This is a genomic window from Cellulomonas composti, assembly GCF_007990245.1.
GTDB lineage: Bacteria > Actinomycetota > Actinomycetes > Actinomycetales > Cellulomonadaceae > Cellulomonas > Cellulomonas composti.
Genome location: NZ_BJWG01000001.1, coordinates 471,643 through 495,585, shown reverse-complemented (window position 1 = coordinate 495,585; position 23,943 = coordinate 471,643). Strand labels below are relative to the sequence as shown.

Genomic DNA, 23,943 nt, shown 5'->3' with positions numbered 1-23,943 from the left:
CCATGACGGTCCGGGCCTCCTGGTCGAGGTGGGGTGCGCTCAGTGCGCGGCGCCGGCTCCTGCGCCGTGCTCGGCCAGCAGACGGTCCGTCTCGTCGTGCACGTGCGTCGCGAGCTCCGCGAACTTCGGAGCGTGCTCGCGGGCGTGGTGCGCGCAGAAGAGGAGCTCGCCGACGGGCAGCACGACGCGGACGTAGGCCTGCGCGCCACAGCGGTCGCAACGGTCGGCTGCGGTCAGTGGTTCGGTCGTCGTCCCTGTCACGCCTCCATAGAACCACCCGGGACTGTGTTCCAGCGCCTCGGGAGCGGGTGGTTCGCTATGCGCGTACGCAAATGTCACCTGATCGTGACGTGCACGACACGGGAGGCCCGCGCAAGGGCCTTTCGGCACGAGTTCGGACGGCTGCGGCATGGTGTCGGGGCCGTGTCGGCGGCCGCGACTACCATCGCGGCGTGACGACGACTCCCTCGCGCTCCGACTACACGGCGCGGCACCTGTCCGTGCTCGAAGGCCTCGAGGCGGTGCGCAAGCGGCCGGGCATGTACATCGGGACCACCGACAGCCGCGGCCTGATGCACTGCCTGTGGGAGATCATCGACAACTCGGTGGACGAGGCGCTCGCGGGCCACGGCGACCGGATCGACGTCGTGCTGCACGCGGACTCGTCGGTCGAGGTGCGCGACAACGCGCGCGGGATCCCGGTCGACGTCGAGCCGAAGACCGGCCTGACGGGTGTCGAGGTCGTGTTCACCAAGCTGCACGCGGGCGGCAAGTTCGGCGGCGGGTCCTACGGTGCGTCCGGTGGTCTGCACGGCGTCGGCGCCTCGGTGGTCAACGCACTGTCGGCGCGGCTGGACGTCGAGGTCGACCGCGACGGCAGGACGCACCGGATGACGTTCCACCGCGGCGAGCCCGGGGTCTTCGACGACGCCGTGAGCCGTTCGCCGGAGTCGCCGTTCCGGCCGTTCGTCTCGGGCTCGGAGCTCGCCGTCGTCGGCAAGGTGGCTCGCGCCCGCACCGGTACGCGTGTGCGGTACTGGGCGGACCGCCAGATCTTCCCGGCCACCGCCGTGTTCGCGTACGACGAGCTCGTCACGCGAGCGCGCCAGACGAGCTTCCTCGTGCCCGGCCTGACCATCGTCGTGCGCGACGAGCGCGGGCTGAAGGGCACGCCGGGCGCCGACGGGCCGCACGAGGAGACGTTCTGCCACACGGGTGGCGTGGTCGACTTCGCCGACCACCTGGCGCCGGACGCGCCGGTCACCGGGACGTGGCACCTGACCGGGACCGGCCAGTACACCGAGACCGTTCCGGTGCTCGACGAGCGGGGTCACATGACCCCGCAGGAGGTCGCGCGCACGTGCGAGGTCGACATCGCGGTGCGCTGGGGCACGGGCTACGAGACCGAGGTGCGCAGCTTCGTCAACATCATCTCGACGCCCAAGGGCGGCACGCACCTGTCCGGGTTCGAGGCCGGCCTCCTGCGCACGCTCAAGAAGCAGGTCGAGGCGAACGCGCGCCGGCTCAAGATCACGGCCAAGGACGCGGCGACCGAGAAGATCGAGAAGGAGGACGTCCTGGCCGGCCTCACGGCGGTCGTGACGGTCCGCATCGCGGAGCCGCAGTTCGAGGGTCAGACCAAGGAGGTCCTCGGCACCGGTCCGGTCCGCGCCATCGTCGCGCGCGTGATCGACACCGAGCTCGGCGCGATCTTCACGTCCCCCAAGCGCGACCACAAGGCGCAGAGCGCGCTGCTGCTGGACAAGGTCGTGGGCGAGATGCGCGCACGCCTGTCCGCGCGCAAGCAGAAGGAGATCTCCCGGCGCAAGAACGCGCTCGAGTCGTCGTCGTTGCCGGCCAAGCTGGCCGACTGCCGGATCGACGACGTCGAGCGGTCCGAGCTGTTCATCGTCGAGGGGGACTCCGCGCTCGGGACCGCGAAGCTGGCGCGCTCGTCGGACTTCCAGGCCCTGCTGCCGATCCGCGGCAAGATCCTCAACGTCCAGAAGGCGTCCGTCACGGACATGCTCAAGAACGCCGAGTGCGCGGCGATCATCCAGGTGGTCGGTGCGGGGTCGGGCCGCACGTTCGACCTCGACGCGGCGCGCTACGGGAAGATCGTCCTGATGACGGACGCGGACGTCGACGGCGCGCACATCCGCACCTTGCTGCTCACGCTGTTCTTCCGCTACATGCGCCCGCTCGTCGAGGCCGGGCGGGTGTACGCGGCCGTCCCGCCGCTGCACCGCGTCGAGCTCACCGGCGTGCGTGGCGACGCGGACAAGTACATCTACACCTACTCCGAGGCGGAGCTGGCCGCGACGCTCAAGAAGCTCGACAAGGCCGGCAAGCGCTACAAGGACGACATCCAGCGCTACAAGGGCCTCGGGGAGATGGACGCCGACCAGCTCGCGGAGACGACGATGGACCCGCGGCACCGCACGTTGCGCCGGGTCACGGTCGAGACCGCAGCGCGCTCCGAGGAGGTCTTCGAGCTGCTGATGGGCTCGGACGTCGCTCCGCGCAAGGACTTCATCGTCGCCGGGGCGGCAGGGCTGGACCGCAGCCGCATCGACGCGTAATCGGATTGCCCCGCGCCCGCGCTTCCAGCATCGTGGCGGGGTGACCACGACACTCGCCCCGCTCGCCGAACGCGTCGCCGCTCCCGCGACCGTCCGGGTGCCCGACGCCTCGACCGGCCTGACCTGGGGTGCGCTCGCGCGGTCCGACGTCGCCGAGCTCACCGCGCTGGTCGTCGCGTGCCAGGAGGCCGACGCCCTGCCGTACCGGATCTCGCAGGCCGAGGTCGACGAGCACTTCGACGACTCGAACCTCGACGTCGAACGCGACACGCTGGCCGGCCGCGACGAGGCAGGAGCGCTGCGGGCCTGGGCGCTGGTCCAGCAGCCCGCGGGCGACACACGCGTGGTGCGGGCGTTCCTGGACGGTGGCGTCCACCCCGAGTGGCGCCGACGGGGGATCGGTGCGCAGGTGCTGGCCTGGTCCCAGGACCGCGGACGTCAGCTCTTGGCCGCCACGGGCAAGCAGGTGCCGGCGCGACTGTCGGTGTACGTCGACGACACCGCGACGGCCACGGCCGCGGCCGTGCGCGCCGCCGGGTTCACGCCCATCCGGTACTACGCGGAGATGCGCCGGGCGCTCACCGGCGACGTGCCTGAGCCGTTCGCCCCCGAGGGCGTACGGATCGTGCCCTGGAGCGCCGAGCTCGACGAGCAGGCGCGGCTCGCGCACAACGAGGCGTTCGCGGACCACTGGGGCAGCGAGCCGCGCACGCCCGAGCAGTGGGTCCAGACCCGTGCGATGTTCGCGCCGACGTGGAGCTTCCTGGCGCTCGACCAGGCGTCGGACGAGGTCGTCGGGTACCTGCTCTCGGGCCGGTACGAGCAGGACTGGCCGGTCGCAGGCTACTCGTCGGGCTACACGGACGTCCTGGGCGTGCGCCGTGCGTGGCGCGGGCGGGGGATTGCGCCCGCGCTCCTCGTCGCGGCGATGCACGCGTACCGCGCGGACGGCATCGAGTACGCCGAGCTGGGCGTCGACACCGCGAACCCGACCGGTGCGCACGGGCTGTACTCGCGCCTCGGGTACGTCCCGTACCTGAGCTCGACGGCGTTCTCGATCGAGCTGTAGTCCCACCGCCACGCATCCACCCGCTCGCGAGTGACTCACTCGCGCGCAGTCGGGCGTAGGTCCGGGGCGCGTGGCGGGCTAGCATCGGCGTCGCGCCCGGTTCCCCCGCCGGGCGTGTCGCACGCCGGACGACGAGGTCCGGCCACCGGAGGTCTGCTGTGCTCCGTCCGCCCCCGTGGGTGCTGCGTGCCAGCGCCGTCGCCTACGTCGTCGTCACGCTGACCCACCTGACGGCGCTCGTCGTCGACGCGGATGCGCTCGCCGACGTCTCGCAGTGGTTGCTGATGCCGACGCTCGCGGTGGTGCTCCTCGCGGCGACCCGTTGGCCGCGCGGCAGGCTCGTCGCATGGTCGCTGGTCGCGCTCGGGTTCAGCTTCCTGGGCGACTTCCTGCCGTCGCGGCTGAGCGGCGACGCGGCGTTCCTCGCGATGGTCGGGTGCTTCCTGCTCGCGCAGGCCTCCTACGTGGTGGCGTTCGCACCGCTGTCGGGCCGGTCGGTCGCCCGACGACGGCCGCTGCTCGTGCTGCCCTACACGGTCGTGCTCGTCGCGCTCGTCGGGTTCTGCGCTTCGCACGCCGGCTCGATGCTCGTCCCGGTGGCCGTGTACGGCGGTGTCCTGACCGCCATGGCGGTGCTCGCCACGGGGCTGGGCACCGTGGGCGCGGTCGGCGGTGCGGTGTTCCTCGTGTCCGACGGGCTCATCGCGCTCGAGCGGTTCGTGCCGGGCTGGGAGCTGCCGGGGCAGTCGGTGTGGGTCATGGCGACGTACGCGCTCGGGCAGGCGCTGCTCGTCGTCGCCGTCGTGCGCGTCAACCGGTCGAGCCGGCGCGCACCCGAGGCCCCCGCCCCGGCGACCACGAGCCGGGCACCCAAGCGCGACAACGTCGTGGCCCTCGTCGCGCACCCGGGCGGGCTGCCCGCCTAGCGGCCCGACCGCCCGCGATCAGCCGATCGCGCGCACCGGCGCCGACAGGGCCGTCCCGGACATGTCGCGCCGGGGCTCCACGGGTGGCAGCTCGACGGGCTGACCTCCCGAGCCGCACGCCCACGCGGGCGCCGGGCCGACCCAGGCCAGCAGGAGGGCGTCCTCGCCCTTGAGGAACCGGTGCGCACGCACGCCGCCGGTGGCGCGGCCCTTGGCCGGGTACACCTCGAACGGCGAGACCTTCGCGCTGCCGGGCTGCGTGCCGGGCAGGGCCGACGACGAGCCCGCGACCGTCACCACGACCGCGTCGACGGCCGCGCCGGCGGGCACCACCGCGAACGCGACGACCTGGCACCCGCTCGCGAGGTTGATCCCGGCCATGCCGCCGGCGGCACGGCCCTGCGGGCGTACCGCGGACGCGGGGAAGTGCAGCAACGACGCGTCCGAGCTGACGAGCACGAGCTCGGCGTCATCGGCCGCACCGGTCGCCCCGACGATCTCGTCGCCGTCGCGCAGCGCGACCACCTCCCAGGTGTCCTTGTTGCCCGGCACGTCGCCGGCGGCGACCCGCTTGACCACGCCCTGCGCGGTGGCCAGCGCGAGCGTCGGTGCGTCGGCGGCCAACGACGCGAGCGCGACGACCCGTTCGCCGGTCTCGAGCGCGACCAGCTCGCGGACGGGGATCCCGCCGGACAGCGAGGGCGCGCCGTCGGTCGGGGGCAGCGCGGGCAGGTCGAGCACCGAAGCGCGCAGCATGCGGCCGCGCGAGGTCACGACGCCGATGTCGGCGCGGGCGCTCGTCGCGACCACCGACGCGAGCACGTCGTGCGCGCCGCGCCGGGCGCCCTCGGGACGGGTCGGCGCCTCGTCGGACGCCGTCCGGGCGAGCAGCCCGGTGCCGGACAGCAGCGCGAAGCACGCCGTGTCCGCGATCTCCAGCGGCGCGGCGCCGGCCGCCCGCGCCGACGAGCGTGCCGGGGCACCGGCGAGCGCGCCGACGCTGGCCCCGCCGGCGGACTCGAGCAGGATCGTGCGGCGAGGCGTGCCGTACGTCGCGGCGACGTCCGCCATCTCGTCGGACACGAGCGAACGCAGCAGCGCGTCGTCGGCGAGGATCGCGCGCAGCTCGGCGATCTCGGTCTCGAGCTGCGTGCGCTCGGACTCGAGCTCGAGCCGGGAGAACTTCGTCAGGCGCCGCAGCCGCAGCTCGAGGATGTACTCGGCCTGCACCTGCGTCAGGTCGAACACGACCTGCAGCCGCTGCCGCGCGCCCTCGGCGTCGTCCGACGAGCGGATCACCTGGATGACCTCGTCGATGTCGAGGATCGCGACGAGCAGCCCTTCGACGAGGTGCAGCCGCTCGAGCCGCTTGGTGAGCCGGTGCTGGGAGCGGCGCCGCACGACGACGATGCGGTGCTCGACCCACACGACGAGCAGCTCGCGCAGGCCGAGCGTGCGCGGCTGGCCCTCGACGAGAGCGACGTTGTTGATCGAGAACGAGTCCTCGAGCGGCGTGAACCGGTAGAGCTGCTCGAGCACGGCGTCGGGGTCGAACCCTGACTTGACCTCGATCACGAGGCGCAGGCCGTGCTGGCGGTCGGTCAGGTCGACGGCGTCGGCGATCCCGGACAGCTTCTTGGCCTGCACGCCCTCCTTGATCTTCTCGATCACCTTCTCGGGTCCGACGAGGTAGGGCAGCTCGGTGATGACGATGCCCTTGCGTCGCGCGGTGACGTTCTCGATGCGTGCGGTCGCGCGCGTGCGGAACGCGCCACGCCCGGTGCGGTACGCGTCGCGCACACCGTCGAGTCCGACGATCTTGCCGCCCGAGGGCAGGTCAGGGCCGGGGACGAACCGCATGAGGTCCTCGAGCGTGGCGTCGGGGTGCTGGACGAGGTGACGCGCGGCGGCGACGACCTCGACGAGGTTGTGCGGCGCCATGTTGGTGGCCATGCCGACCGCGATCCCGGCCGCGCCGTTGACCAGCAGGTTCGGGATCGCCGCGGGGAGCACCTCGGGCTGTGTGAGCTTGTTGTCGTAGTTCGGGACGAAGTCGACGACGTCCTCGTCGAGACCGGTCGTCATCGCGACCGCCGACGGCGCCATGCGCGCCTCCGTGTAGCGCGGGGCGGCGGGACCGTCGTCGAGCGAGCCGAAGTTGCCGTGCCCGTCGACCAGCGGCAGCCGCAGGCTGAACGGCTGCGCGAGCCGCACCATCGCGTCGTAGATCGCGGTGTCGCCGTGCGGGTGCAGCTTGCCCATCACCTCGCCCACGACGCGCGCCGACTTCACGTATGGACGTTCGGGCCGCAGGCCCATGTCGGACATCTGGAACAGGATGCGGCGCTGCACGGGCTTGAGCCCGTCGCGTGCGTCGGGCAGGGCGCGCGAGTAGATGACCGAGTACGCGTACTCGAGGAACGAGCCCTCCATCTCGGCGGCGACGTCGATGTCGACGACCTTCTCGACGAGATCGTCGGGGGGCAGGTCCGGGGTCGCGGGGCGACGCGCCATGCGGTGGGGCTCCTCGGGTGGTGCGGACGTTCGTGCGGTGACCGTCGACCATTCTCGCCCGTGCGGCCTCGGGGTCGCGCGCGGCACGCGGAACGTGCGGGGTGCGTGGCATGTGGGAACGTGCGGGGTACGTGGCACGTGGGAACGTGCAGGTGCGTGGCACGTGGCAACCGGCAGCGTGCGGCAAGCGGCAGCGCGGCCCGGGACTCACCCGGATAGCCTGGCCCGATGGTGGACCACGCGGTCGACGCGCCCGGCGGGCACCGCCCCGAGCGGGACTACCCCGCGTGGTGGGAGGCCGACGTCGTCCTCCAGGACGGCATGACGACGCGCGTGCGGCCGATCCGCCCGTCCGACGCGGACGCGCTGCAGGCCTTCCACGTCGCGCAGTCGGAGCGTTCGACATACCTGCGTTTCTTCGCGCACCTCGAGCGGCTGTCGGACCGGGACCTGGCGCGCCTGGTCACGGTGGACCACCAGGACCGGGTCGCCCTGGTGGCGACCGTGCAGGACGACGAGGGTGTCGAGCGCATCATCGGCGTCGCGCGGTTCGACCGCGTGGGCGGCGACGAGGCCGAGGTCGCGTTCAACGTGGCCGACGCGCACCAGGGCCGCGGCGTGGGTTCGGTGCTGCTCGAGCACCTCGCGGCGGCGGCGCGCGAGCGGGGGGTGCGGCGGTTCGTCGCGGAGGTCCTGCCGCAGAACGGGCGCATGATCGCGGTGTTCCGCGACGCGGGCTACGCGGTGCGGCAGCACGCCGAGGACGGCGTCGTCGCGCTCTCGTTCGACATCGACCCGACCGACAGGTCGCTCGCGGTGATGGCGGACCGTGAGCGGCGCTCGGAGGCCCGCTCGGTGCGCGCGCTGCTGCACGCCTCGTCGGTGCTGGTCGTCGGGCCGCACCACGGCCCCGACCGGAACGGTCACGGGCCCGACGAGGAGCACGTGCGGCCGCTGCACGACGGCCTCGCGCGGGCGGTCCTCGCTCACCTCACGCGCGCGCCGGGTGCGCCCCGGGTGCAGGCGGTCGGCGTCGAGCCGGACGCGCCGGCCGGGCAGGTGCACCGCGTGGCCCTCGACGACGTGTCCGGCCCGGTGGACCTCGCGGTCGTCGCGCTGCCGCCGCAGGACGCCCCCGCGCTGGTGCGGCGGCTCGCGGCGCTGGGCGTGCACGGCGTGGTCGTGCTCTCGTCGGGCTTCGCCGAGGCGGGCGACGAGGGCCGCGAGCGGCAGCGCCGGTTGCTGGCGGCGGCGCACGGTGCGGGGATGCGCGTCGTCGGGCCGTCGTCGTTCGGGCTGCTCGCCCGGCGACCGGACGGACTGCTCGACGCGACCCTGGCCGACGAGCCGCCGGTCGCGGGTTCGGTCGGGCTGTTCTGCCAGTCGGGGCCCCTGGGGGCCGCGCTGCTCTCGGCCGTGCGGCGCCGCGGGCTCGGGCTGTCGTCGTTCGTCTCCGCAGGTCACCGCGCCGACGTCTCGGGCAACGACCTCATGCAGTACTGGGACGACGACGCGACGACGACGGTCGCGGGGCTCTACCTCGAGTCGATCGGCAACCCGCGCAAGTTCTCCCGGGTGGCTCGGCGACTCGCGCTTTCGACGCCGGTCGTCGTCGTGACGGCCGGCCGCTCGGGTCAGGTGGTGCCCCCGGGGCATGCGGTGCGGCCCACGCACGCGCCGCCGCGCACGCTGGCCGAGCTCATGCGTCAGTCGGGCGTGATCCAGGTCGACAGCACGCATCAGCTCCTCGACGTCGTGCAGGTGCTCGCGCACCAGCCGCTGCCGGCGGGTCGGCGGGTGGCGATCGTCGCGAGCCAGTCGTCGGTCGCGGCGCTCGTCGCGGAGGCCTGTGCGACCGCGGGGCTCGTCGTGGCCGGTGCGCGCGTGCTGCCCGAGGACGCCGCGCCCGAGGAGGTGCGCTCGAGGCTGCGCGACGCCCTGACGGGACCGGACGCCGACGTCGCGGTCATCGTGCGCATCCCGACCCTGGGTGGCGTGGACACCGAGGTCGCACGTGTCCTGGCGCACGAGGCGGCGGCCTCGGGGCGGACCGTGGTCGCGTGCGTGCTCGGCCTGCGCGGGGTGACCGCGGAGCTCTCGGCACCCGACGCGGACGGACGCGTGCGGACCGTGCCGGCCTACTCCACTCCCGAGGACGCCGCGGTCGCGCTCGGTCACGCGGCGCGGTACGCGGCGTGGCGGTCGAGCGACCGGGGGGCCCTGTTGCACCCGGTGGGTGCCGACGTGCGCGCCGCGCGCCGGCTCGTCGCGACCTGGCTCGACGGGGTGCCGCAGGACGGGGTGCTCGCGCTGGACTCCGTCCGGACGGTCGAGCTGCTCGCCGCCGTGGGGCTGCGCGTGCTGCCAGCCGTGGGCGTGCGGGACGCCGACGAGGCGGTCGCGGCTGCCCGCGCGATCGGCTGGCCTGTCGCGCTCAAGACGACCGCGCCGGCGCTGCGGCACCGTGCCGACCTCGGGGGGGTGCGCCTGGACGTGGCCGACGAGGCCGAGCTGCGCGACGACGTGGCACAGGTGCTCGCGCTCGCGGCGGCCCACCACCCGGCGCCGTCGGGGCCGCCCCTCGAGGTGCAGGCCATGGCCGCGCGCGGCTCGTCGTGCGTGGTGCGCAGCGCGGAGGACCCGCTGTTCGGGCCGCTCGTGAGCTTCGGGCTCTCGGGTGACGCGTCGGACCTGCTGGGCGACGTCGCGTACGGCGTGCCGCCGCTGACGGACGTCGACGTGGCCGAGCTCGTGCGTTCCGCGCGGTCCGCGCCGCGGCTGTTCGGCTACCGCGGGCTTCCCGCGCTGGACGTCGAGGCGCTCGAGGACGTCGTCGCGCGCATCGCGGTGCTGTCCGACGACGTGCCCGAGATCCGCTCGCTCGAGCTCAACCCGGTCGTCGTCGCCGAACGCGGCGCGACGATCCTTTCGGCACGGGTGAGTCTCGCGCGCGCGGACCGCGCGGACACGACGCGCCGGCTGCAGCGCACATGACCCCGCGCATCCACCGATCGGACCGCGATCGTCGACGCGGCGCCGCGGGGTGGGAGGATGGCCGGATGCCAGCCGTCTCGACCGCCCTGCGCGAGGATCTGCACCGCGCGGGCTACTACCCCGAGCTCGTCGCCGACGTCCTGGACGTCGCCCTGTCCGACGAGCCCGTCCTCGCCCATCTCGTGCACCCGGAGACGACGTTCGACTCGGCGGAGGTGCGCCGGCACGTGACCGTGCTCGCGCTGACCGCCACGCGCCTGGTGTGCGCGCACGTCGACGACCACCCGGCCGATGCCGAGCACCCGTCGGCCTCCGCGTCGGCGACCACCGAGTCGGTGCCGCTGCGCGAGCTGCGCTCGGTCGCGCTCACGCACGTCGTCGCGCAGCCCGAACGGCACCACGCCGGGGAGTCGGCGCTCGAGCTCACGCTCGCGATCGGTTGGGGTGCGGTCTCGCGCGTCGACCTCGAACCCGCCTCGTGCGGCGACCCGCAGTGCGACGCCGACCACGGCTACACCGGCACGCTCGCGCCGGACGACGTCGTCGTGCGCGTGAGCGCCGCCGCCGAGGGTGTGCAGGCGGTGCGGGCGGCGACCGACTTCGCCCGCCGGCTCTCGGCCGCCAGCGCCGGGAGCTGACGATGGGGGAGCCCGCGGCGGTCCGTGGCCTCGCCTACCGCGGCCGCAGCGAGCGACCGGAGCTACGCGCCGAGGCGGAAGCGCGCGGTCTGGTGCTGCCGGGCACCACCGGGCGGGCCTGTCTGGGAACGGCTCTGCCGGCGGTCGCCGGCGCGGTCACGAGCGCGCTCGGTCTGGCGGCCGACCCGGAGTGGGTCGCGGCGGCCGAGCTGCTCGCCGTGCCGGCCGCATCGCGCGTGTGCGTCGTGCTCGTCGACGGACTCGGGCACCGCAACCTGCTCGAACGCAGCGGACACGCGCCGTTCCTGCGCCGATTGGCCGCGGACAGCACGCCGTTGACCAGCACGTTCCCGTCGACCACCGCGACCGCGATGGGCACGTTCGGCACGGGCACCTCACCGGGCCGAACCGCGATGCTCGGCTACACGGTGCGCGTGCCGCAGACCGGGGCGCTGGGGAACCTCGTGTCCTGGACGGACCTGCCCGATCCGGAGCGGTGGCAGCCGCACCCGACCGTGCTCGAGGGCCTCGTCGCGGCGGGAGTGAGCGTGACGAGCGTCGGGCCGTCGCGGTTCTCGGGCTCCGGTCTGACGCGCGCTGCGCTGCGCGGTCCGACGTACCGCGACGCCGAGAGCCTGGCCGCGCGCGTCGACGGTGCCCTCGCCGCGCTGCGCGAGCCCGGCGTCGCGTACCTGTACTGGGGCGACGTCGACAAGGCCGGCCACCAGCACGGCTGGGGGTCGTGGCAGTGGGGCGACGCGCTGGAGGCGATGGACGCCGAGCTCGGCCGGCTCGCACGTTCGCTGCCCCGCGACGCGCTGCTCGTCGTGACCGCCGACCACGGGATGGTCGACGTCGACCCGGCCGCGCGGTGGGACGTCGCGCACGACGAAGCGCTGCGCCGTGGGGTCGCGCTGGTCGCGGGCGAGCCGCGAGCGCTGCACCTGCACCTCGAGCCGGGGGTGGACGGCGACGACGTCGTCGACCGCTGGCGTGACGTGCTGGGCGACGCGGCGCTCGTCGTGACCCGTGACGAGGCCGTCGCGGCGGGTCTGTTCGGTCCGCTCGACGAGCGGGTCGCCCCGGTGATCGGCGACGTCGTGGTCGCGACGACCGGGCGTGCGACGATCGCGGACTCGCGCACGCAGACGGCGGCGTCGCTGCAGCTCGTCGGCGTGCACGGTTCGCTCACGCCGCACGAGATGCTGGTGCCCTGGATCCTGGCCGGCTGACGGCCGTCGCCCGGCGGACGGGCGCTCGACGAGAGGTGGTCGGCGGTGGCCGAGCTCGTGTTCTTCTCCGGCACGATGGACTGCGGGAAGTCGACGCTCGCGCTGCAGATGCATCACAACCACGCCGCGCGCGGGCGCGACGGCGTGCTGTTCACGCGGCAGGACCGCGCGGGCACGGCGACGATCTCGAGTCGACTCGGACTGACGAAGCAGGCCTGCGAGGTCGACGACGAGACCGACTTCTGGGCCGAGGTGATCACCCGCCGCACGCACGGGCGTCCGGTCGACTACGTGATCGGGGACGAGGCGCAGTTCTACACCGCGGCGCAGGTCGACCAGCTCGCGCGCGTGGTCGACGAGCTCGGAGTCGACGTGTACGTGTTCGGCATCTCGACCGACTTCCGCGCGCGACTGTTCCCCGGCAGCCAGCGGCTCGTCGAGCTGGCCGACCGGGTCGACGTGCTGCAGGTGCGCGCGCTGTGCTGGTGCGGGGCGCGGGCCACGCACAACGCGCGCACGGTCGGCGGCACGATGGTCGTCGAGGGTGAGCAGGTGGTCGTCGGCGACGTGTCCGGCGGGGCCGACGAGGTGCAGTACGAAGTCCTGTGCCGCCGCCACCACATGCGCCGGATGACCGCCGCGACCGCGCGCGCCGCGGCGCCCAGCGCACTGACGCTCGTGGCCGCCCAGACCCCGCTCGACGTCTAGCAGGGCCGGCGGGTCACGTCGGGCGGGTCACGTCGGGCGGGTCACTGCGGGCGAGTCACTCCGGGCGAGTCACTCCGGGCGCGCGCCGAAGACGATCTCGTCCCAGCTCGGCACCTTGGCGCGGCCGCGCTTCGAACGCGGCCGGTCGGTCCCGGTCGGCACGGCGGCCGCGGGCTCGTCGTGCTCCGGCTCCTGTTCCGGTCCCGGCGCGACCGCGCTCTCGACCGCAGCGTCGGTGCGTCGGTCCTCGACCGTCGGCGTCGGTGCGGTCCGGACGGCGTGCATCGTGCGCACGGGCAGCACGACGGCCTCGTCGGCCGGGTCGGCGTCCGACGGGTGTGCGCCGGGAACGCCGCCGAGCCCGCCGAAGTCGAATGCGTGCTGGGGGCCGAAGCCCTCGAACTCCCCGTCGTCGTCCTCGTCGTCGGAGGTGTCGACGGGCTGCCGCACGCCGCGGCGGGCGCGCAGGTCGTCGAGCAGCGCGTCGGTGCGCTCCGCCGGGTCGGGTGCCGGATCCACCGCGGGCACGGGGTCCTGCTCGCGTGTGTCGTCGTCCGCGGGCGCCGGTCGCAGCGTGGCGACGGACTCGAAGTCGAACACCACGTCCCGCACGGCGGCCAGGTGGCGTCGCGCGACCGGCTCGTCGGGCAGCTCGGTCTCCGAGAGCCAGCGGGCCTCGTCCTCCTCGGCCGCGACCGTGCGGGCGGACGTGTCGAAGGTCCAGCGCGCCTCACGGTCCTCGTCGCCCACACGGAACCGCGCGAACACGTACCAGGGACCTGTCGCCTCGCGGGCGGCGTCCCACGCGAGCGAGCCCAGATCGATGCCGCGTGCCGCGAGACGGTCGGTGACCAGGTCGCCGAGGGTCGGTGCACCGGCTTCATGGCCGATCCGGGCGCCGCGCGCCTGCTCGGCGACGTACTCGCGCTCGGCCAGGACGGGTCCCTCGTAGCGGCGCACGCTCTCGACGGGCAGGCCCGAGGAGTCCGCGACCTCCTGCGTGGTGGCCCCGGCGCGGATGCGTGCCTGGATCTCCCGCGGGCTCAGAGCGCCGGCGCCCTCGGCGCGCAGCTGCTCGAGCTGCGGCCGGTCCCGGCGCACGGCAGCGCGCAGCGGCTCGTCGATGCGTACGCGGTAGCGGGTGCCGTCGGCCCGCGACAGCACCAGGTGCTCGCCGTCGTCGTGCAGACCGACCAGCTCGAGCTCGTCCATACGTCCTCCCTGCCTCACGGACGAGGGTGCCACCGATGCGCCGACGCGCGGCGGACCCGGCTCGGTGTGCCGCGGACGCATCGCGCACTGCCAGGATGGCGTCGTGCCCGTCGACCTGTCCGTCGCCGACATCCCGTACTCCACCGTCCTCGAGACCGTCGGCGTGTTCGTGGGCGCCATGTCGGGTGCGCTGGCCGCGGTGCGCAAGCAGTTCGACGTGTTCGGCATCCTCGTGCTCGGCTGGGCCGCGGGCCTCGGCGGCGGCCTGCTGCGCGACGTGCTGATCGGTGCCGTGCCACCGGTCGGCATCTCCGACTGGCGGCTGATCCTCACGGCCGTGCTCGGCGCACTGGCGATGTACTTCTTCCACCCGCGCCTCGAACGTGCACGGCGGTTCATCGTCGTGCTCGACGCCGGGGCCCTGGCGTTGTTCACCGTCGTCGGCGCCGCGAAGGGGCTCGAGTACGGCACGACGCTGATCGCTGCCGTGCTCGTGGGCGTGATCTCGGGCGCGGGCGGAGGGATGCTGCGCGACCTGCTCACCGGCGAGGTGCCGGTGGTGCTGCACGACCGGCAGCTCTACGCGATCCCCGCGCTGCTCGGTGCCGTCGCGGTCGTCGTGCTGTGGGACCACGGGCTGCTCACGACCGCGAGCGAGGTGCTCGTCGTGCTCGCGATCTTCGCGCTGCGCGTGCTGGCGCTGCGCTTCCACCTGCGCGCACCCGGTCCGTGGCGCGGGCGCTCGGGTCCTGGGCAAGGATGGTCGACGTGACCGACGAGACGCACGTGCCCACCGGCCCCGACGAGATCCGGCGGCTCGTCGAGCTCGCGTCCGACCTCGCGCGCGAGGCGGGACTGCTGGTGCACGACGGACGGCCGGCGCGTGTCGACGTCCACTCGACGAAGTCCAGCCCGCAGGACGTCGTCACCGCGATGGACCTCGCCTCGGAGGACCTGCTGCGCCGCCGGCTCACGCAACGCCGCCCGCACGACGGCGTGCTGGGGGAGGAGGAGGGCTTCCGCGCGGGCACGTCGGGCGTCACGTGGGTCGTGGACCCGATCGACGGCACGGTCAACTACCTGTACGGCCTGCCCGCGTACGCGGTGTCGGTGGCCGCGGTCACCGCACCCGACCCGGCGCTCGAGCCGACACCCGAGAACTGGACGGTGCTCGCCGGTGCCGTGTTCGCGCCGTGGGACGGGCGGCTGTTCGCGTCGGGCCGGGGGATCGGCGCGACGCTCGACGGCCGCCCGATCCGGGTCAACCCCGCACGCCCGCTCGTCGACAGCCTGCTCGGAACGGGCTTCGGCTACCTGGCGGAACGGCGCCGGGCGCAGGCGGCGGTCGTCGCCGCGCTGCTGCCGCAGGTACGTGACATCCGTCGCATCGGATCCGCTGCGCTGGACCTGTGCACGCTCGCGTCGGGTGGGCTCGACCTGTACTACGAGCGCGGGCTGGCGCCGTGGGACCTGGCCGCCGCCGCGCTGATCGCGCAGGAGGCCGGTGCGCTGGTCACGGGGCTTCGCGGAGCGCCCGCGGGCCGTGCGATGACGGTCGCGGGGCCGCCCGGGTCGTTCGAGTCGCTGCGCAGTCTGCTCGAGGACCTGGACGCCGACGGCGGTGCCTGACCGGCCCGTTAGGGCAGCGGTACGGGCGCCGGCCGCACGCGCGAGACGGTTGCTCTCGTCACCTCTGCTCGCATCGGGCGGCGAAGTGGTGCACAATCCCGTGCGCGCCGGGAACATTTCGGCGCCCTCGCGCATTGATCCCGCGTACGCGACACGCACAGAAGACGGAGTGTGATGGCTACCGACTACGACGCCCCGCGCAAGACCGAGGAGGACCTGGGCGAGGATTCGCTCCAGGAGCTCCAGGCCCGGCGCTCGGACAAGAACTCGGGCGTGGTGGACGAGGACGAGACCGAAGCGGCGGAAGGGTTCGAGCTCCCTGGAGCGGACCTTTCCGGCGAGGAGCTCTCGGTCCGCGTCCTTCCTCGGCAGGCGGACGAGTTCACCTGCTCCCGGTGCTTCCTGGTGCACCACCGCAGCCAGCTCGCCTACGAGCGAGACGGCCAGCCGGTGTGCTCGGAGTGCGCCGCCTGATCTCACCAGCACGATCCACGCGGCACAGCGCCGCACAGCACGGCCAGGTCCTCTCAGCGGACCTGGCCGTGCTGCGTCGGGCACGTGCTGAGCGCGTGCTGAGCCCGTGCCGGGCAGCGGTCAGTGCGCCGTCAGCGCGGCCACGAGTTCGTCGGGGCGCCGGGTCGAGACGATCCAGTACGGCGTCGGGTCGGCGGGGTCGTCCAGCTCGACCCGGACCGCGGTGCGCACCCAGCCGCGCTGGCACAGGTAGGCCCGCGCGTCGAGCGCCGGCCCGAGCTCGGTCCGCACGTCCTCGGGCGCCAGGGCGCGCGGTCCGACGAGCAGGTCGAGCGGGATGTGGGCCTCCGCGGCGAACAGCTCGCCCTGGGCCACGCGCACGCGCGGCGTCGCGGCGACGAGCACGACGACCACGACGACGAGCGCGACGAGCCCGACGACGAGGCCGAGCAGGGCGCCGACCGGCACGAGCGCGATGCCGAGCATCCCCGCGAACGCGATCGCGGCCACCCAGCCTCCCGGCCCGGGCCACAGGCGCTCGTCGAACACGGGAGCGGGGGCGGGAGCGGGGGTGGGGGTGCCGGGCGCCGGAGCAGACATGTGCCCAGGATGTCATCCACGGGTGCACCGCCCGGCCGGCCGGCGCTGTGGACGCAGGGCAGCGCGCGTGCGAGGGCGGGTAGGGTCGGGGCCCGTGACGACCGACCCTGGCACCGAGGTGCTGCTGCTGCGCCTCGACCCCGAGCTGCCCGCACCTTCCTACGCGCACCCCGGCGACGCCGGCGCCGACCTCGTGACCCGCGTCGACGTGACGATCCCGCCCCAGGGCCGCGTCACGGTGCCGACGGGCGTCGCGATCGCGCTCCCGGACGGCTTCGCGGCGTTCGTCCACCCCCGCTCGGGGCTCGCGGCGCGCCACGGCCTCACCATCGTGAACGCGCCGGGCACGGTGGACGCCGGCTACCGGGGCGAGATCGCCGTGACGCTGCTCAACACCGACGTCGAGCAGCCCGTGGTCCTGCACCGCGGCGACCGCGTCGCGCAGCTCGTCGTGCAGCGTGTCGAGCGGGTGAGGTTCGTCGAGGTCGAGAGGCTGCCCGGCTCCCACCGTGGTGAGGGCGGCTTCGGGTCGAGCGGCGGCTGGCACGGGGCGTCGGCGGCCGGGCCGGAAGGTCGCGGCTAGGTCGAAACGGCCGGCCGGGATTACTGTCGAGACGGACGGGCCCCGTAGGGGGCGCAGCATTCGCGCGCGTGCGCGCAGGAGGAGTGTGTGGTGGCTCTGTTCCGCCGCAAGACCAAGGACGACGAGCTCGTCGAGCAGGACACCGTCGAGCAGGACGTCGTCGACGACGTCGACCTCGCGGCGCCCGACGAGGACGACGAGGTCGACGACGCGGGTGACGAGGTCGACGACGAGGGTGCGGACGAGGGAGAGCTCCTGCCCGACCCGCCGATCGACCGCTCGAACGGTCCGTGGGACGAGACCGAGGAGCCCGCGTCGCGCGCGCGCGTCGACCTGGGTGCGCTGCTCGTGCCCGGCGTCCCCGGCATGGAGCTGCGCATGGAGATCGACAAGACGAGCGGGACGGTGTCCGCCGCGACGGTCGCGATCGACGGCTCGACGCTGCAGCTGCAGGCCTACGCCGCGCCGCGCACCGAGGGCATCTGGTCGCAGATCCGCGCCGAGATCCGGGAGTCCGTGCTCGCGCAGGGCGGCGCCGCCGACGACCTGCCCGGTCCGTTCGGTCGCGAGCTGCTCGCGCGGCTGCCCGCCCGCACGCCCGAGGGGCGTACGGGCCACCGGCCGGCGCGCTTCCTGGGCGTCGACGGGCCGCGCTGGTTCCTGCGCGGCGTCGTGACGGGCCGTGCGGCCGTCGAGCCCGAGGCGGCTCGCGTGCTCGAGGACGTGTTCGGCGGCGTCGTGGTCGTACGCGGGACCGAGGCCCGCCCGCCCCGCGACCTGCTCGCGCTGCGCCTGCCGGGCGCCGCGCGTCAGGTCGCGACCGAGGGTGCCGAGGACGTCGCGGCCGCGGACGGAGGCGCGGACGCCGCCCCGACGTCCCAGGCGCCGTCGTTCGACCCGCTCAAGCGCGGTCCCGAGATGACGGAGACCCGGTGACGATCCGGGATGCCCTGCGCACGCTCGCGGCCTCGCAGGACGAGATCGAGGCCTCCGAGGAGCGTGCCGAGGCGAGCACGGCCGTGGGTTGCACCGCGGTCGGGGACCTCGCGCCGCGCGCCCGTGCGAAGGTCAGCGGCGTGATCCGCTCGGTCGTCGTGCGCCCGCGCGACGGCGTGCCCGCGCTCGAGGCGGAGCTGTACGACGGCAGCGGCTCGCTCGCGCTCGTGTGGCTCGGGCGTCGCGAGATCGGCGGCATCGACCCGGGCCGCCGGCTCAAGGTCGACGGCATGGTGTGCCAGATGGACGGCGTGCGCACGATGTTCAACCCGGCCTACGAGCTGCGGCCGCGCGCCGGTGAGTGAACCCGTGGGCGAGGGCCCGCTCGACGCGATCGACGACCTCGTGCCGCCGGACGACGGCGGCGCCCGGGGGATGCGTGCGCTGACGCAGGAGGAGTTCTCGCCGCTCGACGCCGTCGGCGGCGTGCGGGGGATCATCGAGTCGGTCGCGCCGGGCGTGCTGTTCGTCGTCGTGTACCTGATCGCCGGGCAGCAGATGACTCCGGCCCTGGTCGCGGCCGGCGGTGCCGCGCTCGTCGCGGTCGTCGCGCGGCTCGCGCAGGGCACCCCGCCGACGCAGGCGTTCTCGGGACTGCTCGGCGTCGGCATCGGCGTGATCTGGGCCTGGCGCACCGGAGAGGCCAAGGACTTCTACGCCTACGGGTTGTGGGTCAACGTCGCCTACCTCGTCGGCACGCTCACGACGATCCTCGTGGGCTGGCCGCTCGTCGGGCTCGTGATGGGGCTGTTCGCCAAGGGCGGGCCGATCGCCGGCGGGTCGTGGCGTGGCGCGGTCGCGTGGCACGACGACCGTGAGCTGCGCCGTCGCTACGCGTGGGCGACCGTGCCGTGGGTCGCGATGTTCGCCGTGCGGCTCGTCGTGCAGGTGCCGTTGTACCTGTCGTCGCAGGTCGCGTGGCTGGGTACCGCGAAGCTCGTGATGGGGGTGCCGCTGACCGCGCTCGCGCTGTGGGTCAGCTGGCTCGTGATCAGCTGGGGACGTCGTCCCCCGGAGCCGGAGCAGACCACACCGGATCCGGGGTCGCTCCCGGCGGCGAGCTGACGCCGGTCGTCAGGAGTCGTTCGAGCTCGACCTCGTCGGCGTCCCGACCGGTGACGAACAGCAGCTCGTCGCGGCCCTCGAGGGTGTCGTCGACGCTCGGCGCGATGGGCCGGCCGTCGCGGACGATGCACGCCAGGACGACCTCCTGCGGCCAGACGACCTGACCCACGCGGGCACCCGCGAGCGGCGCGCCCTCCGGGAGCGTCATCTCGAGGATGTCGGCCTTCGACTGATGGAACGTGAAGATGCGCACGAGGTCGCCGACGGCGACGGCCTCCTCGACCATCGCGGTCATGATGCGCGGGGTCGAGACCGCGACGTCCACGCCCCACGCCTCGTCGAACATCCACTCGTTCTTCGGGTTGTTCACGCGTGCGACCGTGCGCGGCACGCCGAACTCGGTCTTCGCGAGCAGCGAGATGACGAGGTTCGCCTTGTCGTCGCCGGTGGCGGCGACCATGACGTCGCACTCGTCGGTCTTAGCCTCGCGCAGCGTCGGCAGCTCGCAGGCGTCGGCCAGCAGCCAGTCCGCCTCGGCGACCTGTGCGACGCGCATCGCGGTCGGCTGCCGGTCGATGAGCGTGACCTCGTGCTCGTGCGCGAGCAGCTCGCGCGCGATCGAACGGCCGACAGAACCCGCGCCCGCGATGACGACCCTCACTGCGACTCCTCCGGTGCCTTGGTGAGCGTGCGTTCGGCGGTCGCCAGGTCGTCGACGCGCAGCACGACGTGGACGAGGTCGTTCTCCTGCAGGACCGTGTCGGCCGTCGGGAGCACGCCGTCGCCGTACCTGGTCAGGTACGCGATGCGCCCGCCGGTGGCCTGCTCGATCGTGGTCACGGGCAGACCGACCCAGCCGGGGTGCAGGTCCATCTGGGCGAGCGTGAGCTGGCCCGAGGAGTCCCGGAACTCGTCGACCGCACCGAGCGGCAGCAGCCGGCGCAGCACCTGGTGCGCGGTCCAGCGCACGGTCGCGACCGTCGGGATGCCCAGGCGCTGGTAGATCTCCGCCCGGTGCGGGTCGTAGATGCGGGCGACGACGTTCTCGATGCCGTAGGTCTCGCGCGCGACACGCGCGGCGAGGATGTTCGAGTTGTCGCCGTCCGCGACCGCCGCGAAACCGAACGCGTCCTCGATGCCGGCCTTGGTCAGGGTGTCACGGTCGAAGCCGAGGCCCGTCACCTTGTGCCCGCCGAAGCCCGACGTCAGGCGCCGGAACGCCTCGGGGTTCTGGTCGATCACGGCCACCGAGTGGCCGTGTTCCTCGAGCGTCTGGGCCAGGCTGGCACCGACGCGTCCGCAGCCCATGATCACGAAGTGCACAGCCGGTCACGCTATACCCGACCGGGCGCTCATGACGCCCGACGTCCGACGGGCCCACGCGGCGACGGCAAGCGTGCGCGGGGCGGGTCGCGCGGACCTAGCATGGTCCCTCGTGTCGGACCTCTCGGATGCCGCCAAGCGCCTTCTCATCGGGCGGCCCGTTCGTAGCGAGCACCTGGGCCACACGCTGCTGCCCAAACGCATCGCGCTCCCGGTGTTCGCGTCGGACGCGTTGTCGTCGGTGGCCTACGCGCCCGACGAGATCCTGCTGACGCTCTCGATCGCGGGGATGTCGGCGCTCGTCGTCTCGCCGTGGGTCGGCATCGGGGTGGCGATCGTGCTCGCGACCGTGGTCGCGAGCTACCGGCAGAACGTGCACGCCTATCCGTCGGGTGGCGGTGACTACGAGGTCGCGACCGTGAACCTCGGCCCCAACGCCGGTGTCACGGTCGCGAGCGCGCTGCTCGTCGACTACATCCTCACCGTCGCGGTCTCGATCTCGTCCGGGGCGCAGTACGCGGCCTCGGCGTTCCCCGCGCTGCGTGGGCACGAGGCGCAGTTCGCGATCGTGCTCGTCGTGCTGCTCACGGTCGTGAACCTGCGTGGCGTCAAGGAGTCGGGGCGCGCGTTCGCGGCCCCGGTCTACCTGTTCATGTTCGCGATCGGGTCGATCGCTGTCGTCGGGACCGTGCGGCACTTCCTGGGCACGCTGCCGATGGCGGAGAGCGCCGAGCTGACCGTCGCGCCGCAGGCGGGATGGGACCAGGGTCTGGTCGGGCTGGCCGGCTTCTTCCTCGTCCTGCGCGCGTTCGCGTCCGGGTGCGCCGCCCTGACGGGTGTCGAGGCGATCAGCAACGGCGTTCCCGCGTTCCGCAAGCCCAAGTCGCGCAACGCGGCGACGACGCTCGCGCTGCTCGGCACGATCTCGATCGTGATGATCCTGTCGATCCTGTTCCTCGCGCGCGCCACGGGAGTCAAGTTCGCCGACCGCCCGCACGAGCAGCTCCTGCTGCCCGACGGCGCTACGGTCGGCCCGGACTACACGCAGCACCCGGTCATCAGCCAGCTCGCGTCGGCCGTGTTCCAGGGCATGCCGGTGCTGGTCGCCGTGATCTCGATCGTCACCGGGCTGATCCTCGTGCTCGCGGCGAACACCGCGTTCAACGGCTTCCCTGTCCTCGGCTCGATCCTGGCGCGCGACGGCTACCTGCCGCGCCAGCTGCACACCCGCGGCGACCGGCTCGCGTTCTCGAACGGCATCGTCACGCTCGCGCTCGTCGCGATCGTGCTGATCTGGGCGTTCGACGCCCAGGTCACGCGGCTCATCCAGCTCTACATCGTCGGCGTGTTCGTGTCGTTCACCCTGAGCCAGCTCGGCATGGTCCGGCACTGGACCCGTGGGCTGCGCACCGAGCCGGTCCCGGCCACGCGCTCGCGGATGAAGCGCTCGCGCGTGGTCAACACGATCGGGCTCGGCATGACCGGCACCGTGCTCGTGATCGTGCTGCTCACCAAGTTCACGCACGGCGCGTGGATCGCGATCCTCGCGATGATCGTGGTCTTCGTCCTCATGCAGGGCATCCACAAGCACTACGTCGCGGTCCGCCGCGAGCTCGCGCTGGGACAGGAGGCCGCCGCCGCCCGGGCGCTGCCCAGCCGCGTGCACGCGATCGTGCTGGTCTCGCACCTGCACCGTCCGACGATGCGCGCGATCGCCTACGCGCGGGCCTCACGGCCGAACGTGCTCGAGGCGGTCACGGTCGGCGTCGATCCCGACGACGTCGCGCAGCTGCGCATCGCCTGGGACGAGATGGACCTGCCGGTGCAGCTGCGCGTGCTCGACTCGCCGTTCCGCGAGATCACGCGCCCGGTGCTGCAGTACGTCCGCTCGATCCGCCGGGACTCGCCGCGCGACCTCGTCGTCGTCTACATCCCTGAGTACGTGGTCGGGCACTGGTGGGAGCAGCTCCTGCACAACCAGAGCGCGCTGCGGCTCAAGGGCCGTCTGCTGTTCACCCCGGGCGTCGTCGTGGCGTCCGTCCCCTGGCAGCTCGCCTCGTCGGCAGGACAGACGGGTCTCGAGGAGCCCGACGACAGGAATGCGCGTGGCTGACATCGAGCTCGAGATCGGACCGGTCGCCCACGGTGGGCACTGCGTCGCCCGGTACGACGGGCGGGTCGTCTTCGTGCGGCACACGCTGCCGGGCGAGCGGGTGCGCGCGCGCCTGACGGAGGCCGCGCCCGAGGCGAAGTTCTGGCGTGCGGACGCCGTCGAGGTGCTGGAGGCGTCCCCCGACCGGGTGCCGTCGGCCTGGCCGGCCGCGGGTCCCGGCGGCGTGGGCGGCGGCGAGCTCGCGCACGTCGCGTTGCCCGCGCAGCGCGCCTGGAAGGCCGCGGTGCTTCGCGAGCAGCTGCAGCGGCTCGCGCGTCTCGACGTCCCCGTGGAGGTGCTCGCCGCACCCGGCGACGACGAGCGCGGCGGGCTCGAGTGGCGCACGCGCATCGAGCTGGTGGCCGACGGGTCCGGGCGTGCGGGCATGCGCCGGCACCGGTCGCACGACGTCGTCGCACTCGACGAGATGCCGCTCGCGGTGCCGGCGATCGCCGAGCTCGACCTGTTCGGTCGGACGTTCCCGGCGGGGGTCCGCATCGAGGTCGTCGCGCCCGCGGGCGGGGACCAGCCGATCGTGCTCGTCGAGGGCGAGCCGTTCGACCTGCGGCACCGCCGGCCCGACCTGCGCGCCAACGCACGTACGACGGTGCGCGAGCGCGTGCAGGTCGGCGGGACGATCTACCCGTTCCGCGTGGCCGCGAGCGGGTTCTGGCAGGTGCACCGCGCGGCGCCGGAGGTGCTGGTCGGTGCGGTCCTCGCCGGTGTCGGCGATGTGGTCGGCTCGACCGTGCTCGACCTGTACTCGGGTGCAGGCCTGTTCGCGGCGCCGCTCGCCGATGCCGTCGGGCCCTCGGGCGAGGTCGTGTCGGTCGAGGGCGACGAGCGTGCGGTGCGCGACGCGCGCCGCAACCTGCACGACCGCACCAACGTCGAGCTGCACGCGGGCGACGTGACGCGCGTGCTGACCGGGGAGCGCGACGCGGCCTCCGACGTCGTGCACGCCGACGTCGTCGTGCTCGACCCGCCGCGGGCGGGCGCCGGTCGCAAGGTCGTCGCCGCGACAGCCGCGCTGCGGCCCGAGCGCATCGTCTACGTCGCGTGCGACCCGGCCGCGCTCGCGCGCGACGTCGGGCTGCTCGCCGAGGAGGGCTACGGCCTCGAGTCCGTCGTCGGGTACGACCTGTTCCCGATGACGCACCACGTCGAGGCGGTCGCGGTCCTCACCCGGTGACCGCGTCGGGGGCCGACGTCCGGTCCGGGCTGCGATGGTGCGCGCGGTCGCCGC

The 23,943-nt window shown here is 73.8% G+C and carries 22 protein-coding genes; 16 read left to right on the top strand and 6 right to left on the bottom strand.

Annotated elements, in window-relative coordinates; translation table 11 throughout:
• Positions 1–39: 39 nt before the first annotated feature.
• Entirely contained in the window at positions 40–261 is a 222-nt protein-coding gene (locus CCO02nite_RS02255) for a DUF7455 domain-containing protein (protein ID WP_146841370.1), read from the bottom strand.
• 191 nt (positions 262–452) lie between these two features.
• On the opposite strand from CCO02nite_RS02255, the gene CCO02nite_RS02250 reads away from it, so the two are divergent.
• From CCO02nite_RS02250 to CCO02nite_RS02240, 3 genes are all read left to right on the top strand, one after another.
• On the top strand, positions 453–2,582 hold the full coding sequence (locus CCO02nite_RS02250) for a DNA gyrase/topoisomerase IV subunit B (protein ID WP_146841369.1): 2,130 nt from the start codon (positions 453–455) through the stop codon (positions 2,580–2,582).
• A gap of 40 nt (positions 2,583–2,622) precedes the next feature.
• Entirely contained in the window at positions 2,623–3,651 is a 1,029-nt protein-coding gene (locus CCO02nite_RS02245; RefSeq protein WP_146841368.1) for a GNAT family N-acetyltransferase, read from the top strand.
• 158 nt (positions 3,652–3,809) lie between these two features.
• A complete protein-coding gene (locus tag CCO02nite_RS02240; protein ID WP_246117282.1) occupies positions 3,810–4,577 on the top strand; it encodes a lysoplasmalogenase in 768 nt (255 codons plus the stop codon).
• Between the two features lie 18 nt (positions 4,578–4,595).
• On the opposite strand, the gene CCO02nite_RS02235 is transcribed toward CCO02nite_RS02240, so the two are convergent.
• Positions 4,596–7,091 (bottom strand): DNA gyrase/topoisomerase IV subunit A, encoded by a 2,496-nt coding sequence (locus CCO02nite_RS02235; RefSeq protein ID WP_146841367.1) that lies wholly within the window; start codon positions 7,089–7,091, stop codon positions 4,596–4,598.
• A gap of 228 nt (positions 7,092–7,319) precedes the next feature.
• On the opposite strand from CCO02nite_RS02235, the gene CCO02nite_RS02230 reads away from it, so the two are divergent.
• From CCO02nite_RS02230 to CCO02nite_RS02215, 4 genes are all read left to right on the top strand, one after another.
• Complete coding sequence (locus CCO02nite_RS02230; RefSeq protein ID WP_146841366.1) at positions 7,320–10,085, top strand: bifunctional acetate--CoA ligase family protein/GNAT family N-acetyltransferase; 2,766 nt, start codon at positions 7,320–7,322, stop codon at positions 10,083–10,085.
• 65 nt (positions 10,086–10,150) lie between these two features.
• A complete protein-coding gene (locus CCO02nite_RS02225) occupies positions 10,151–10,723 on the top strand; it encodes a DUF5998 family protein (protein ID WP_146841365.1) in 573 nt (190 codons plus the stop codon).
• Between the two features lie 2 nt (positions 10,724–10,725).
• The gene (locus tag CCO02nite_RS02220) at positions 10,726–11,955 is read left to right on the top strand and encodes an alkaline phosphatase family protein (protein ID WP_146841364.1); all 1,230 of its coding nucleotides are present in this window, start codon (positions 10,726–10,728) and stop codon (positions 11,953–11,955) included.
• A gap of 45 nt (positions 11,956–12,000) precedes the next feature.
• The gene (locus tag CCO02nite_RS02215; RefSeq protein WP_146841363.1) at positions 12,001–12,663 is read left to right on the top strand and encodes a thymidine kinase; all 663 of its coding nucleotides are present in this window, start codon (positions 12,001–12,003) and stop codon (positions 12,661–12,663) included.
• 69 nt (positions 12,664–12,732) lie between these two features.
• Here the strand turns inward: CCO02nite_RS02215 and sepH are convergent, their stop codons facing one another.
• Positions 12,733–13,875, bottom strand: coding sequence for a septation protein SepH (gene sepH / locus CCO02nite_RS02210; protein ID WP_146841362.1), 1,143 nt, complete (start codon positions 13,873–13,875; stop codon positions 12,733–12,735).
• A gap of 103 nt (positions 13,876–13,978) precedes the next feature.
• Here sepH and CCO02nite_RS02205 point away from each other — a divergent pair, with 103 nt between their 5' ends.
• The 3 genes from CCO02nite_RS02205 to CCO02nite_RS02195 all read left to right on the top strand — a co-directional run bounded on the left by CCO02nite_RS02205 (position 13,979) and on the right by CCO02nite_RS02195 (position 15,978).
• Positions 13,979–14,647, top strand: coding sequence for a trimeric intracellular cation channel family protein (locus CCO02nite_RS02205; RefSeq protein WP_246117281.1), 669 nt, complete (start codon positions 13,979–13,981; stop codon positions 14,645–14,647).
• Positions 14,635–15,504 carry an inositol monophosphatase family protein gene (locus tag CCO02nite_RS02200; protein WP_146841361.1) on the top strand — a complete coding sequence of 290 codons (870 nt, stop codon included), beginning with the start codon at positions 14,635–14,637 and terminating at the stop codon, positions 15,502–15,504. The genes CCO02nite_RS02205 and CCO02nite_RS02200 overlap by 13 nt, the downstream gene beginning before the upstream one ends.
• A gap of 174 nt (positions 15,505–15,678) precedes the next feature.
• Entirely contained in the window at positions 15,679–15,978 is a 300-nt protein-coding gene (locus tag CCO02nite_RS02195; protein WP_146841360.1) for a DUF4193 domain-containing protein, read from the top strand.
• A gap of 120 nt (positions 15,979–16,098) precedes the next feature.
• Here the strand turns inward: CCO02nite_RS02195 and CCO02nite_RS02190 are convergent, their stop codons facing one another.
• Complete coding sequence (locus tag CCO02nite_RS02190) at positions 16,099–16,578, bottom strand: DUF3093 domain-containing protein (protein ID WP_146841359.1); 480 nt, start codon at positions 16,576–16,578, stop codon at positions 16,099–16,101.
• Positions 16,579–16,672: 94 nt separating this feature from the next.
• On the opposite strand from CCO02nite_RS02190, the gene dut reads away from it, so the two are divergent.
• The 4 genes from dut (at position 16,673) to CCO02nite_RS02170 (ending at position 19,222) form a co-directional block, all read left to right on the top strand.
• Complete coding sequence (gene dut / locus CCO02nite_RS02185; protein WP_146841358.1) at positions 16,673–17,161, top strand: dUTP diphosphatase; 489 nt, start codon at positions 16,673–16,675, stop codon at positions 17,159–17,161.
• Between the two features lie 90 nt (positions 17,162–17,251).
• Positions 17,252–18,097: a DUF3710 domain-containing protein gene (locus tag CCO02nite_RS02180; RefSeq protein ID WP_246117279.1), complete on the top strand. Its 846-nt coding sequence runs from the start codon at positions 17,252–17,254 to the stop codon at positions 18,095–18,097.
• On the top strand, positions 18,094–18,462 hold the full coding sequence (locus tag CCO02nite_RS02175; protein ID WP_146841357.1) for an OB-fold nucleic acid binding domain-containing protein: 369 nt from the start codon (positions 18,094–18,096) through the stop codon (positions 18,460–18,462). Before CCO02nite_RS02180 ends, CCO02nite_RS02175 begins: the two co-directional genes overlap by 4 nt.
• Positions 18,455–19,222, top strand: coding sequence for a DUF3159 domain-containing protein (locus CCO02nite_RS02170; RefSeq protein ID WP_307724025.1), 768 nt, complete (start codon positions 18,455–18,457; stop codon positions 19,220–19,222). Before CCO02nite_RS02175 ends, CCO02nite_RS02170 begins: the two co-directional genes overlap by 8 nt.
• On the opposite strand, the gene CCO02nite_RS02165 is transcribed toward CCO02nite_RS02170, so the two are convergent.
• Both CCO02nite_RS02165 and CCO02nite_RS02160 read right to left on the bottom strand, forming a co-directional pair.
• Positions 19,149–19,883 (bottom strand): potassium channel family protein, encoded by a 735-nt coding sequence (locus CCO02nite_RS02165; protein WP_246117278.1) that lies wholly within the window; start codon positions 19,881–19,883, stop codon positions 19,149–19,151. The two genes, CCO02nite_RS02170 and CCO02nite_RS02165, sit on opposite strands and share 74 nt — an antisense overlap.
• A complete protein-coding gene (locus CCO02nite_RS02160) occupies positions 19,880–20,530 on the bottom strand; it encodes a potassium channel family protein (RefSeq protein ID WP_146841488.1) in 651 nt (216 codons plus the stop codon). The genes CCO02nite_RS02165 and CCO02nite_RS02160 overlap by 4 nt, the downstream gene beginning before the upstream one ends.
• 127 nt (positions 20,531–20,657) lie before the next feature.
• Between CCO02nite_RS02160 and CCO02nite_RS02155 the strand changes: the two genes are divergently transcribed.
• Complete coding sequence (locus tag CCO02nite_RS02155; protein ID WP_146841356.1) at positions 20,658–22,658, top strand: APC family permease; 2,001 nt, start codon at positions 20,658–20,660, stop codon at positions 22,656–22,658.
• Positions 22,645–23,889 carry a class I SAM-dependent RNA methyltransferase gene (locus CCO02nite_RS02150; RefSeq protein WP_146841355.1) on the top strand — a complete coding sequence of 415 codons (1,245 nt, stop codon included), beginning with the start codon at positions 22,645–22,647 and terminating at the stop codon, positions 23,887–23,889. Before CCO02nite_RS02155 ends, CCO02nite_RS02150 begins: the two co-directional genes overlap by 14 nt.
• Positions 23,890–23,943 lie beyond the last annotated feature (54 nt).